Annotated in this window: 14 protein-coding genes; 11 read left to right on the top strand and 3 right to left on the bottom strand. The window is 68.3% G+C overall.

Annotated features, from left to right (window positions below):
* Positions 1–37: 37 nt before the first annotated feature.
* On the bottom strand, positions 38–979 hold the full coding sequence (locus tag BJ964_RS07765; RefSeq protein ID WP_188120046.1) for a DMT family transporter: 942 nt from the start codon (positions 977–979) through the stop codon (positions 38–40).
* Between the two features lie 958 nt (positions 980–1937).
* Here BJ964_RS07765 and BJ964_RS07760 point away from each other — a divergent pair.
* The 11 genes from BJ964_RS07760 to BJ964_RS07710 all read left to right on the top strand — a co-directional run bounded on the left by BJ964_RS07760 (position 1938) and on the right by BJ964_RS07710 (position 10360).
* A complete protein-coding gene (locus BJ964_RS07760) occupies positions 1938–3260 on the top strand; it encodes a hypothetical protein (protein ID WP_188120045.1) in 1323 nt (440 codons plus the stop codon).
* Between the two features lie 8 nt (positions 3261–3268).
* Entirely contained in the window at positions 3269–4387 is a 1119-nt protein-coding gene (locus BJ964_RS47295) for a class I SAM-dependent methyltransferase (protein WP_203832667.1), read from the top strand.
* Positions 4388–4493: 106 nt separating this feature from the next.
* Entirely contained in the window at positions 4494–5327 is an 834-nt protein-coding gene (locus BJ964_RS07750) for a BKACE family enzyme (protein ID WP_407650794.1), read from the top strand.
* Complete coding sequence (locus tag BJ964_RS07745) at positions 5324–6232, top strand: asparaginase (protein ID WP_188120043.1); 909 nt, start codon at positions 5324–5326, stop codon at positions 6230–6232. Before BJ964_RS07750 ends, BJ964_RS07745 begins: the two co-directional genes overlap by 4 nt.
* Before the next feature lie 76 nt (positions 6233–6308).
* Positions 6309–6692, top strand: a complete 384-nt coding sequence (locus BJ964_RS07740; RefSeq protein ID WP_188120042.1) for a helix-turn-helix domain-containing protein — start codon at positions 6309–6311, stop codon at positions 6690–6692.
* The gene (locus BJ964_RS07735; protein ID WP_188120041.1) at positions 6689–7174 is read left to right on the top strand and encodes a hypothetical protein; all 486 of its coding nucleotides are present in this window, start codon (positions 6689–6691) and stop codon (positions 7172–7174) included. Before BJ964_RS07740 ends, BJ964_RS07735 begins: the two co-directional genes overlap by 4 nt.
* A 65-nt stretch (positions 7175–7239) precedes the next feature.
* The gene (locus BJ964_RS07730) at positions 7240–7557 is read left to right on the top strand and encodes a DUF2516 family protein (protein ID WP_188120040.1); all 318 of its coding nucleotides are present in this window, start codon (positions 7240–7242) and stop codon (positions 7555–7557) included.
* Between the two features lie 14 nt (positions 7558–7571).
* On the top strand, positions 7572–8459 hold the full coding sequence (locus BJ964_RS07725; protein ID WP_407650793.1) for an alpha/beta fold hydrolase: 888 nt from the start codon (positions 7572–7574) through the stop codon (positions 8457–8459).
* A gap of 95 nt (positions 8460–8554) precedes the next feature.
* Positions 8555–8989 (top strand): hypothetical protein, encoded by a 435-nt coding sequence (locus BJ964_RS07720; RefSeq protein ID WP_188120038.1) that lies wholly within the window; start codon positions 8555–8557, stop codon positions 8987–8989.
* An 11-nt stretch (positions 8990–9000) separates the two neighbouring features.
* A complete protein-coding gene (locus BJ964_RS07715; RefSeq protein WP_188120037.1) occupies positions 9001–9801 on the top strand; it encodes an EI24 domain-containing protein in 801 nt (266 codons plus the stop codon).
* Between the two features lie 37 nt (positions 9802–9838).
* Entirely contained in the window at positions 9839–10360 is a 522-nt protein-coding gene (locus tag BJ964_RS07710) for an O-acetyl-ADP-ribose deacetylase (RefSeq protein ID WP_188120036.1), read from the top strand.
* 321 nt (positions 10361–10681) lie between these two features.
* Here the strand turns inward: BJ964_RS07710 and BJ964_RS07705 are convergent, their stop codons facing one another.
* Both BJ964_RS07705 and BJ964_RS07700 read right to left on the bottom strand, forming a co-directional pair.
* On the bottom strand, positions 10682–11695 hold the full coding sequence (locus BJ964_RS07705; RefSeq protein WP_188120035.1) for a LacI family DNA-binding transcriptional regulator: 1014 nt from the start codon (positions 11693–11695) through the stop codon (positions 10682–10684).
* Between the two features lie 22 nt (positions 11696–11717).
* Positions 11718–13121, bottom strand: coding sequence for a GH1 family beta-glucosidase (locus BJ964_RS07700; protein ID WP_188120034.1), 1404 nt, complete (start codon positions 13119–13121; stop codon positions 11718–11720).
* Between the last annotated feature and the right edge of the window lie 71 nt (positions 13122–13192).

Below are 13192 nucleotides of genomic sequence, written 5' to 3'. Positions count from 1 at the left end.
GCAGGGCCCTGCCTACCCGGCGTTCCGGTTCTTGCTGTCAGCTGTGGCGGACCTGCTCCGGTTCCACGGCGTCCTGGACCACGGGCGCGGCATCCGTGGCCGGCCTTCGGCGAGTCACGATGAATACCACCGCGATCACTACCATGCCCGCACCGAGAAGATCTTGCCAGCGCAGGTGCTCCCCGGCGAAGAACACGCCGACGGTCACCGCCACCACCGGGGTGACGAAGGCATACGCCGAAGTCCGGGTGGGTCCCCACTTCGCCAACAGGTAGGTGTACGCGGTGAAGCCGACCATCGATCCGATCACGACGAGGTAGAGCCAGCTCCCCAGTGCCCGGACGTTGGGTACCAGCCCGTCCGAGGCGAGTCGATGCCCCTCCAGCACCAACGAGACGGGCAGCAGGAGCACCCCGCCGATGAGGTTTTCGTACGCCGACATCAGCGGCGCTGGGTATCGGCTCAGCAGGTTGCCGCCATACACTCCGGCCCAGTCGTAGATCAGCGTGCCCACGATGATCGCGACCGTCCCGGCCAGGACACGGGCGTCCGACTCGTACCTGATCTGGGTGAGAATCAGCAGGGCGACTCCGGCCAGCCCCAGCAGCAAGCCAACGAGCTGCCGGCCGGCGACGCGCTCTTTCCCGAGCAGCATCGCGAAGGCGAAGAGCCCGATCGGCACGAACCCCTGGACGAGCACGCCAGCCAGCCCGGACTCGACATACTGCTCACCCCAGAAGATCAAGCCGAAGCAGATGCTGATCGCTCCGGCGGACATCACCACCAGTCGCCCGAGGTCGGGCAGGGAGATCCGGCGCCAACCACCGGCGAACCGGGCCACCCCCAGCAGCAGCAGGCCCGCGACGGTGAATCGGGTCGCGGCAAGCCAGAGTGGCGGTGTCTCATGAACACCGATCCGGATCGCCAACCAGGTGCCGCCCCAGGCCAGGCAGAGGGCAACAAATGCGAGAGCAGGCAACGGGTCTCCCAGGTATAGAAGGGGGCGGTGTGGCCAACCGCCGGCAGGAGTCCCCACCGCCGGGCGAACAGCACCACCGTGTTACCGAAAGCGGCGGAGCAGGTGCGTCGCACGCCGGTCTGGATCCGGGATCATGCGCAGGTGGCCGGCGGCGCGGGGAGCCTACTGGGATTGGCCGGCAGCGCGCGGGTATGCAAGCTGCTCGTCACAGCCACTTCTCCTATCAATACAATGGAGTAAAGAAGTCACGCTCTCGCTCGCATCGCGCCTGGAGAAACCTCTCCCGGCCCTTATGGGATATGTCGCTTCCGTGCGCATGGAAACATATCGATAGTGATCGCATGGAGCAACCTTAAACGGGGTTACGCGAATGTAAATTTCGCTACTTTTTGATCCTACCCCACCTGTTAGGTGGTCGCCCGTCCACACTGGCCGGACGGCAGGCGGTGGCTGAATTCTACGTTTCCGCAGCTCACGGGCCTGTTGATCTTGCGGGCCCAATAGGGTCGGATCCCAAGTTTCCGATTCGCACTCCTCGATCGGGTTTGGAGCTGATTAGCGGGATATTCCCCATCCTGAATGTGGGGAATATCAAAGAAATGTAAACTGCCCCTGGTGCATCGACGACGGCCCGTGGGAAGATCGTTCGCATTGAATGGCTCACGGGGAAGGTCCTATCCATGCATGGATCCTGCACGGCGACCTAGCGAGGGTCGCCGCTCTGTTGGCATGCCGATGGAGACGAAACGCGAACAGCCGCACCGGGGTTGCGGTACTCCTTTCGGCCAACGCCATTTCACTCGTTCCACCAACTGCGCTCTTGGCGGGCGGGTGCTCCTTCTCGTCCAAGATCTGGCTGGTGCCATTCGTTCCGAACCTGCTGCCAGTTCTCGCATTTCTACAGCATTCACAAAGACTGGAGCAGTCGACCCGAGCCGAAACCAATCGAGGTGTCCAAGTGGCAGTGATCACCGATTCCCGGGGTATTCCGCATCTTGTCGAGCGGCCGTCGGACATGGAATACGTCGAGAGTGCGATCGTCCAACTGGTCTCCATGAGACTGGACCATGAGCGATGTGGTAGGTCCGCCCGATCCGAAGCGCCGGTGGCACTCCAGCTCATGCTCGCCGTGGACCTGGTGGGCTCCATGGAACGCCCACTCGTGATGGAGGCCGCGAAGATCTGCGCCTCCATCACCGAGACCGGTCCGACCGAGGCTCGGACCAGGGCGATGCTCTGCGCTATCGACTCCTGGGCCACGGGGGATCTGGTCGCCGCGCGAAACGGGTTCCAGGCCATCGTCGAAACGTATCCGGGGGACGCCGTTTCGGTCTTCGCCGTGCACATGCTGGATTTCTACATCGGCGACGCGCCGCACATGCTGTCGTCGATAGAGAATTCCATCGAGTTCTTCGCGGATGATGACCAGGTCATCGGGTACATGCACGGCCTGTACGGTTTCTCGCTCGAGGAGAACGGCCTGATCGAGTCGGCAACCGACCATTGCCGGATCGCCTTGGAGATGAACGCCGACGACGTCTACGCGATGCACGCGATGGTGCACTGCCTCTACGAGACGGGTCGCCACGACGAGGGTGCCCGATACATCAAGGAGTACATGCGCAACCGAGACGGCGCAACTCCCATGCGAATCCACATCTGGTGGCACTACGCACTGTTCGAACTCTATGCGGAGAATATCCAGGAAGTCCTGGCGTGCTATCGCATCGGCATCCGTAGAAAGGCGTCGCTGCGGTCAGCCGAGGACCTGGACGCCGTCACGCTGCTCTGGCGTCTCGCCCTCATCAAGCCGTCGCTCGATCTCTCCGCCTACTGGCAGTCGCTCTTCCAGGACTGGGAACCATACCTGGCGGAGAATTGGTATCTCTTCAACGACTTCCACGCGTACATCGCCTACTGCCAGGTCGGGGAGTACGGCCGCGCCGACTCCCTTCTGGAAGCGGTCCAGGCACGGGGCAAGGAAGTGCCAGAGGAAATGGTCGACATTTTTCTCGGCTTCCGAGCCTTCACGACCGGCGACTACGCCGATGCCTCGGTCCGGCTGGCCCGAACCTTCCATCGTTCGTTCCCCATGGGCGGCAGCAACGCTCAGCGCGACGTCATCGAACTCACCGGAATCGAGGCCGCCATTCGGTCCCAGAACTATGAACTCGCGCAACAGATCCGCGCATCCGGCAGGATTTTCCGGCATCAGGGCCCGGTACTCAAAAATTACCAGAACCGCCTGGCGGCTCTGCGTACATCCGACTACCACGTCTAGGGATACAAGTGAGCCTCTACCAAGCAATTCTCGACGAAGCCGCACCCGACGGGATGCAACTGACCGCGATCAAGCTCGCCGACCGGAACACCGTGTGGCAACTGGAGAGCTCATCCGGCTTTGCCGTAAAGGTGACCCGGGGGCGGGTGGCGATCTTTGTCTGCAAAAAGGCCGCCACATTGACGATGGACGCGCTACGAGGCTGTTGCGCGCCCTTCGGAGTCGGCGAGGCAGTAGAGTGCGACGAGTCGCAGTACATTCTGGCGATCGGGCTTCTCGATGACGCCGCGCTCATGGTTCTGGACAGCGGAATTGACGCGGAGGACGTGGTCTCGCCGGTGGAATTCTCCCCCACCTGCGATGATGTACGGACCCTCGTCGGCGCGCTCGACGACTACTACTTCGGGTACGAGGAACGCTATCGGACCGTGTACGAAAACGGTGCCCAACTGTGGGAGTCGGAAAGGCCCAACGCTTCTCTTCTCCAGATCATGCAAGAGCGCCCGGATGTCTTCTCCGGCCGCATCATCGACCTCGGCTGCGGTGAAGGCCGCGATTCCCTGTACCTGTTGTCACAGGGGCACGATGTCGTTTCGGTCGATGTGTCGCACTCGGCTCTGGGTCGCGCACGTGAGCGGGCCGCTGCCGCGAACCTGAATGCCTCCGGGTTCATGGAGCGCGACATCATCTACCTTCGAGGCTTCGCCGAGAACAGTTTTGATCTCGCCATGAACATGGGATGCCTTCACATGCTCGTCAACGAGGGCCAACGAGCAAGCCACATCTCCCGCGTGTATGACATCGTTCGCCCAGGCGGATACTTCATCGTGGACCACTGCGCCAGCGAATGGGGTAAGGGCTTCTTCTCCATTCCGGAATACGAAAAGGTGGCTGCCGACCTGGTTCCGGGCAAAGTGATCCCCAGGAAAATTCGGGTCACGGGTGGCGAAAAGAACATCGCCTTGGAGGTGCTGCCCTTCTCGGAACGGTCCGGTGATGCGCTGGTCGAAGAGATCAGCCGGTACGGCTTCAGCCTGGTGAACAGCACCTACACCAATACCGAGGCTTTCGGGTCTTCGACCATGCTTCTGTTCCAGAAGCCGGCGAGCGGGAACCAGGGTTCCTGATCCAGGAATCCGGCCAGGACCGCTCTTGCGAGCGGCCCTGGCCGGGACCGGTGCTGCGGCGGTCTGCCGAGGAGATCGGGCCGTCCCGCGTGGCAGGATGACCGGCATGACCGGGACCTTGATCACCGTCGCCCCGACCGGCGCGGAGAGCAGCAAGGCGGACGTGCCGGCTCTGCCAGTGACCCTGGACGAGCTGGTGACCACCGCCAAGGAGTGCGAGGCGCTGGGCGCTTCGATCGTTCACGTCCACATCCGTGACGACGCCGCCCGCCCGACCCTGGACCAGGGCCGCCTGCGGGACACCGTCGCCGCGCTGCGCGAGGGCACCGGCCTGATCGTGCAGCTGTCCTCGGGCGGTTCGGTGCACGATCCGGAGGCGGACCGGCTGGCGGTTCTGGACGCCGCCCCGGAGATGGCCTCCTGCACGATGGGCACCGTCAACTTCGGCGCCGACGTGTTCATGAACCGCTGGGAGTTCATCGTCGGCCTGCACACCCGCATGCAGGAGCGCGGCATCGTGCCGGAGTACGAGATCTTCGACCTGGGCCAGCTCACCACCCTGCAACAGCTGCTCGGCCGGTACGGTCTGCCCGCCGGCGGCCACGTGCACGTCGACCTGGTGATGGGCGTGCCCGGCGGGATGCCCGGCACCGCGGCCGCTCTGGTCGCTTGTGAGCAGGCCATCCGTGATCTGCCGGAGGGCACCACGTTCTCGGCGACCGGCATCGGCCGCAGCACGATCCCGGTGATGCTGGCGTCCCTGTCGGCCGGTGGGCACCTGCGCGTCGGGATGGAGGACACCCTGACGTACGCGAAGGGCCGTCCCGTCGAGTCGAACATGCAGCTGGTGGCCCGTGCCGTCGGCTTCGCCCAGCTCGCCCAGCGCCCGCCGCTCACCCCGTCGCAGGCCCGTGAGCTGCTGGGGGTCCCAGCCCGATGATCATTGCCGAAGTGGTCCGTTCCGGCTTCGTGGAGAGCACGCACCACGGTGTCGTCGCGGTCGACGGTGGCGCGAGCATCGGTGACGTCGACACCCCGTTCTTCCCCCGGTCGTCCAACAAGCCGCTCCAGACCGTCGGCCTGCTGGATGCCGGCCTGGTGCCGCGGGAGGAGGCCGATCTCGCGCTGATCAGCGGCAGCCACGACGGCGAGACGTTCCACGTGGAACGGGTCCGGTCGATGCTCGCCGCCGCCGGTCTCGGGCCGGAGGCGCTGCGCTGCCCGGCCGACCTGCCGCTGGGCGAGACCCCGCGGAACGCCTGGCTCCGGGGCGGAGGCGGGGCCGAGCCGATCCTGATGAACTGTTCCGGCAAGCACGCCGGGATGCTGGCCACCTGTGTGCTCAACGGTTGGCCCCTGGACACGTACCTCGACATCGATCATCCGTTGCAGAAAGCCCTCGCCGACGCGGTGAGCCGGCTGTCCGGCGAGCCGATCGCGGCGCTCGGGGTGGACGGCTGCGGCGCGCCGATCTTCGCGATCTCCCCGATCGGGCTGGCGCGGGGATTCCGGCGGCTGGTCGAGGCCGAGCCGGGCAGCCCGGAGCGCCGGGTGGCCGACGCGATGCGGGCGCACCCGGAGCTGGTCGCCGGCACCGGAACCGAGGACACCGTGCTGATGAACGCGGTGCCCGGCCTGCTCGTGAAGAAGGGCGCCGACGGGGTGGCCGCGGCCGCGATGGCCGGGGTGGGTGCGGTGGCGCTGAAGATCTCCGACGGCGCGAGCCGGGCCCGCGTACCGGTGCTGCTCGCCGCCCTGCGCCGTCTCGGCCTGGAGGTTCCCGCGATGCCGGAGCGGGTCCTGGGTGGTGGCCTTCCGGTCGGCGAGGTTCGCGCGGTCGTTTAGCGGGGTGACCGGGTTCACGCTAGCTATTGCAAGCACTTTGCTTGCAATAGCTAGCACTCCGAGCTAGTTTCGAGTCATGGCCACACCGAAGGACCTGCCGGAGGACATCGGATCGTTCATCCGAGACCTGCGGCAGACCGCGAAGATCTCGCTCCGGCAGCTTGCCGACAAGGCCGGCGTCAGTAACCCCTATCTGAGCCAGATCGAGCGTGGCCTGCGTAAACCGAGCGCCGAGGTGCTGCAGCAGATCGCCAGCGCCTTGCGAGTGTCGACGCCCGCGATGTATCTGCGGGCGGGGCTGCTCGATGGTGAGGGCCAGCAGGGCGTGCTGGCCGCCATCGCGGTCGACCCGGAGCTCACGATCGCGCAGAAGCAGTCCCTGACGCAGATCTACGAGACATTCCGCAACGAGAACGCCCGTAACGCGCCACCCGCAGAAGACGCTGAGGAGCCGAAATGACCGAGCAGACCAAGACCAAGATCCCCGCTCCGCTGTACGCCGCCGCCGGCGCCGGTGACGTGGCCTACGAGCAGCTCCGCAAGCTGCCGGCCGTGCTGACCGAGCTCAGCGACCGGGCCACCGCCTCGCTGAAGTCCTACAACGAGCAGGCCGGCACCAAGGCCGCCGAGCTGCGTGGCAAGGCCCAGGAGACCGACTTCGTGGCCCTGCGTGACAGCGCCACCACCGCGGCCGCCAACTTCGCCCAGGTCGCCCAGGAGCGTGCGATCGCCGTCTACAACGACCTGGTCGCCCGTGGCGAGCGCGTGGTCGGCACCGGTGTGGTCGAGGCCGCCGAGGTCGTGAACGCCGACATCGAGGCCACCGAGCAGCCGAAGGCCGTCGAGGCCCCGGCGACCGAGACCCCGGCGACCGAGACCCCGGCCGCCGGGACCGCGCCGAAGCCGCGCAAGCGGGCCAAGCCGGCCGCGTCCGCCGAGTGATCGACAATCCGACATGATCTGCGGGCCCCGGCATTCGCCGGGGCCCGCGGCATAGACTCTCCCTCATGGCTACATCCGCCGCGCCCATCTTCTTCGACGACGTCCGCAGCTACCTGGACGCCGCCATGTGGTTCGTGTCCATGGCTGTCCAGGCGGTCGCCCTGATCCATTGCCTGACACAGCGCGGCGCCGGTTTCCAGGCGCTCGGGACACTGCCGAAAGGCGCGTGGGCCGCGATCATCGGCGTCTGTCTGGCTCTGACCGTGCTCGTCGGCCTGAGCCTGCTCATCATCACGATGATCGGTGTCGCCGCGGCGCTCATCTACATGCTCGACGTCCGTCCGGGCCTCAAGGACCTGTCGGACGGCAAGGGCTTCTGGTAATCCGGGCCGAAGAGTTGAGGAATCGTTTCGGCCCGCCTCCTCCGGACGGCGGGCCTCGCCTTCAGCGCATGGACCGGAGCGGCCCGCGGACCGGTCGCCCCACGTTGCCGGGTCCGGCCACCGAGCTGGTCACCCTCCCTTCGGGGGTACGTGTGGAGCAGCTCGTCACCGGCGCCGGCGACCCGGTGACGGTGTTCGCGCACGGGCTGGCCGGGGACGTCTCCGGCACCCGCCCGCTGGGCAGTGCGGTCGCCGGCCGCCGGGTGTTCTTCCACTTCCGCGGGCACGGCCGCTCCGATGTGCCGCCCGGCCCGTGGTCCTTCGGCGACCTGGCCGACGATCTGCGCGGTGTCGCCGACCTGTCCGGGGCCACCCGGGCGCTCGGCGTCAGCATGGGCGCGGCCGCGCTGTGCCGCCTGCTCACCGAGGCTCCGGACCGGTTCGAGCGGGTGGTCCTCTATCTGCCGGCCGCGCTGGAAGGGTCCCGGACGGCCGCCTCGGTGCAGCGCCTTTCCCGGCTGCTGGCGTCGGTCGAGTCGGGGGAGGCCGCGATGATCGCCGCGGCGGTCGAGCAGGAGCTGCCGTCCTCGGTGCGCAACACCCCGGCCGGCTGGAGCTTCCTGCGGCAGCGGGTCGAGCAGTTGCAGCGGGACGGGCTGGCGCCCGAGGTCGAGACGCTGTGGTCGGCGCCGCCGGTGGCCGACGAGTCGCTGTTGCGGCTGTTCCGGGGCCGGGCGCTGGTGATCGGTTGTCTCGGCGACGAGGTGCACCCGGTGGCCTGGGCGGAGCGGATCGCCGGTCTGCTGCCCGGCGCCGAGCTGGAGGTGTACGACCGGCCGGCCGTTCTCTGGAACAACCGGGCCGACCTGCGGGACCGCGTCTCCGCTTTCCTCAACGCTTGACTTCGGGAGCTATGTCCGGAAAGCCGTAACTTTTCCCGCGGTTGAGCGGTGAGTATTACGTGCGCTTGTCCCCCAAGTCCGTTTTTTTCGCTTTGGTGGTTCTCGGGCTGCCGTTCGCGGTCGTGTCCGGTTGGGCCCTCGGAGCACCGGCCGCGCGCCAGGCCGGCCTCGGCGCCCCGGACGGATCCGGCGCCATCCTCGGTGACGGTGGACTCGGCGCCGCACCGGACGGGTCGGCCCCGACCCGGGACTCCGCCGCCGGTTACACGGCCCGGCCACCCCGCGGCACCCCGGACCCGGTCCCGTCACTGTCGGCGCCGGCGGCCGGGCCCGCCACGGTCATCGCCACCGTGACGGTCATCCAGTCCGTGCCGCCGTTGCCGGTCGAGACCACCGATCCACCGCTCACCGCGCCGCCGGTGCCGACCCCGACCCAGCCGGACCCGCCGCCCAGCCCGTCCGCCACACCGCCCTCACCGAGCGCATCCGCCACCCCCTCCGCATCGACCCCGGTAGCGATGGGGTTCTAAGCTCACGCGACGTGAGCGGTGATCAGAAACGTCCGGTTACGGCCCTCCGTGAGTTCTTCACCGGAGCCGGGTTGCTGGGCCGTGGGCTCGGTCTGGTGCTGGGCAGCCCCCGGCTCTTCCTCATCGGGCTGATCCCGGCGCTGATCTCCGGGATCCTCTACACCATCGCGATGATCCTGCTGCTGCGGTTCCTGCCGGACCTCTCGGCACAGGTCACCTGGTTCGCCGACGACTGGTCGGGCTGGCTGCGCGGCACCTTCCGGGTGCTCGGCGGCACCGCGGTGCTCGGCCTCAGCGTGCTGATCGGCATCCTGACCTTCACCGCTGTGACGTTGCTGATCGGCGACCCGTTCTACGAGAAGATCTCGGAACTGGTCGAGGACCGGTTCGGTGGCGTGCCCGAGGCGGTGGAGCTCAGCCTCTGGGAGTCGCTGCGCCGCAGCCTCGTCGACTCGCTCAAACTGATCGGCATCTCGCTCCTGGTCGGCATCCCGCTCTTCATGCTCGGGTTCCTGCCGTTCGTGGGCCAGACCGTGATCCCCGTGCTGGCCGGCGCGGTCGGCGGCTGGCTGCTCGCCCTGGAACTGACCGGCGTCCCGTTCCAGCGGCGCGGCCAGCGGCTGCGGCACCGTCGCCTCGTGCTCGGACAGCACCGCGCCCTGGCCCTGGGTTTCGGCTCGGCCGTCTTCGCCTGCTTCCTGATCCCCCTCGGCGCCGTCCTGGTGATGCCGGCTGCCATCGCCGGCGCCACACTGCTGGCCCGGCGCTCGCTCGGCCGGCCCATCGAGATCACCAACACCGCCTCGCTATGAGGATCGAGCCGGCCGAGTCCACCGGGACGGGCCCACTGTGAGGATCGAGCTGGTCGAGGGCGACATCACCGCCCAGCAGGTCGACGTGATCGTCAACGCCGCGAATTCCTCGCTGCTCGGCGGCGGTGGGGTGGACGGGGCGATCCACCGTAAGGGAGGGCCGGAGATCCTGGCCGAGACCCGGATCCTGCGTGCCTCGAAGTACGGCCGTGGATTACCGGTCGGCCAGGCCGTCGCGACCACCGCGGGCCGGCTGCCGGCCCGCTGGGTGGTGCACACGGTCGGCCCCGTCTTCAGCGCCACCGAGGACCGCTCCGAGCTGCTGCGCGCCTGCTACGCGAACTCCCTCCAGGTCGCCGACGACCTCGGCGCTTTGTCGGTGGCGTTCCCGCTGATCTCGGCCGGCGTCTACCGCTGGCCGGTCGAGGACGCCGTCCGCCAGGCCCTCACCGCGCTGGGCGCCGCCACCCCGGACCACGTCCGCACCGCGACCCTGGTCCTGTTCGGTTCCGAGGCGGCGGCCGTCGGGCGCGCGGTCCAGGCCGTCATGTTTCCGTGACCTGAGGATCAGAACCGCCGGCAACGGGGCCGCCAACCGCATCGACGGCGGCGCCGCCACCGACACCTGCCCGGAGCGATCTTGGTCGATCTGCCACCGTTGCGGGTGACAAATCGTTCAAGGTCGCACAACGTCGGCATACAAAGCGGGCGAAGCGGGGCCGGACCACCGATCTTCGCCCGGCGCGGGCGGCACAGGCTGGAGTGGGCAGGGAGATCGCTGTCTGCCCACGGCGGTGCACGTAGGCGTACCGGAGAGGCGTCGGAAAGCGGGAGGGACGCCTCAGCTGGCCGCGAGGACGGCCGTGAGGTCCGGGATTGATCAGGCTGAGGCGCGGACGATGAGTTCGGTGGGCAGGATGATCGCGGGCGGCACCCCGGGGTCGCCGGAGATCAGGCGGAGCATCTCGCGGGCCATCGTGCGGCCGGCCTCGCCGATCGGCTGGCGCACCGTGGTGAGCGGCGGGTCGCTGTAGCGGCTGACCTCGAAGTCGTCGAAGCCGATCACCGCGACGTCCTCCGGGACCCGGCGGCCGGCGTTGCGCAGGGCTTGCAGGGCGCCGTGGGCCATCAGGTCGGAGGCGGCGAAGACGGCGTCCAGGTCCGGGTCACGGTCGAGCAGGTCGCGCATCGCGGTGATGCCGGAGTCGCGGGTGAAGTCGCCGGTGACGACGAGTTCCGGGAGGCCGGCCGCGCGCAGCGTGTCGTGGTAGCCGGTGAGCCGTTCGAGGCCGGCCACCATGTCCTGCGGGCCCGCTATGGTCGCGATCCGCCGGCGACCGGAAGTGATCAGGTGCCGGATGGCCGCGGCGACGCCACCGGCGTGGTCGACGTCCACGTACGGAACCGGCGGGTCGGCGATCATCGGGCGGCCGCTGCAGATCACCGGGATGCCGCGGCGGGCCAGCAGGCCGGGCAGCGGATCGGCGCCGTGGATCGAGGCGAACATGACGCCGTCGACGTGGCCGGCCACCGCGTAGCGCTCGACCCGGGCGTAGCCGGCCGCCGAACCGGCCATCATCAGCACCAGTTGCTTGTCGGCGGCCTCCAGTTCGGAGCCGACGCCGCGGATGATGGCCGGGAAGAACAGGTCGTCGGAGAAGACCCGGTTCGCCGTCTCCGGAAGGATCAGGGCGATCGAGTCGGTCTGCCGGGTGACCAGGCTCCGGGCCGCCTGGTTCGGCACGTAGCCGAGTTCGTCGACGGCCCGGGTGACGGCCTCGCGGATGGAGGCCGCCACCGTGGTCGAACCGTTGACGACGCGGGACACCGTCGCGCGGGAGACCCCGGCTCGACGGGCGACCGCTTCCAGGGTCGGGCGTTCCCGCGTCGTCACAAGCCCCCCGCTCTGAAATGGCTCAGCCCAGGCCGTTGCGCCGGATCACCTCGCTGTACCACTTCGCGCTGTCCTTGAGCACCCGCTGTTGCGTGGTGTAGTCGACGTGCACCATACCGAAACGCTTCGCGTAGCCCTCGGCCCATTCGAAGTTGTCCATCAACGACCAGGCGAAGTATCCCCGCAGATCCACTCCGGCCGCCAGAGCGTCGTGGCAGGCGCGCAGGTGGGAGTCCACGTACTCGATCCGGCGCAGGTCGTGGACCTCGCCGTTCTCGGCCGGGCCGTCCGGGTACGCCGCGCCGTTCTCGGTGATCATCAGCGGGACGCCCGGGTAGTCCCGGTGCAGGCGGGTCAGCAGGCGGGTCAGCGCGGCCGGCTCGATCTGCCAGTTCATGTCGGTGACCGGGCCGACCGGGGCGCGGAACTTGACGCCGTGGCTGCCCGGGTAGTCGAGCGGGCCCGGGTGGCCGGGGGCCGCCGAGACGTACGCCGGGGTGTAGTAGTTGATGCCCAGCACGTCGATCGGCGCGTTGATGATCGCCTCGTCGCCGTCGTGGATCCAGACCGGGTCGGCGATCCGGGCGATGTGCGCCAGCACGTCGGCCGGGTAGTGACCCTTGAACAGCGGGTCCAGGAAGATCCGGTTGGCCAGGCCGTCGATCAGGTGGGCGGCCGCGCGGTCGGCCGCGCTGTCCGGGTCGAGCGGGGCGACGGCGCACGGGTTCAGCGTGATGCTGATGCTCTTCGCGCCGGCCGCGCGCAGCGCCCGGGTGGCCAGGCCGTGCGCCAGGTTGAGGTGGTGCGCCGCGGTCAGGGCGGCGACCGGGTCCTGGACGCCGGGCGCGTGGATGCCGGAGCCGTAGCCGAGGTAGGCGGAGCACCACGGCTCGTTCAGCGTGGTCCAGGTGGCGACCCGGTCACCGAGACGGCGGTGGACGATCTCGGCGTAGTCGGCGAACGCCTCGGCGGTCTCCCGGTTGGTCCAGCCGCCCCGGTCCTCCAGCGTCTGCGGCAGGTCCCAGTGATAGAGGGTGACCACCGGGTCGATGCCCTTGCCGAGCAGTTCGTCGGTGAGCCGGTCGTAGAAGTCCAGGCCGCGGACGTTGACCGGGCCGGTGCCGTCCGGGCGGACCCGCGGCCAGGCGATCGAGAAGCGGTACGAGGCCAGGCCCAGATCGGCCATGAGCGCGACGTCATCGGCGTACCGGTGGTAGTGGTCGCACGCGATGTCGCCGGTGTGGCCGGCGAAGACCCTGCCCGGTGTACGGCTGAAGGTGTCCCAGATGGACGGGCCACGGCCGTCCTCCCTCGCGGCGCCCTCGATCTGGTACGAGGCCGTGGCCGCTCCCCAGACGAAACCGTCGGGGAAGGTGATCCCCGCGGGGGCCGGCTGCGCCGACGTGGACGTGACGGTTGCCGTCATGTCTTCTCCGCTTCCTGATGATCCGCTGAACTTAACCGGTTCATCTTACGGCCTGGCGACGCGGTGACAAC

Origin of the sequence: Actinoplanes lobatus (assembly GCF_014205215.1) — a bacterium.
GTDB lineage: Bacteria > Actinomycetota > Actinomycetes > Mycobacteriales > Micromonosporaceae > Actinoplanes > Actinoplanes lobatus.
Note: the sequence above shows the minus strand (reverse complement) of the source record. Positions and strands in the feature narration are given on the sequence as shown.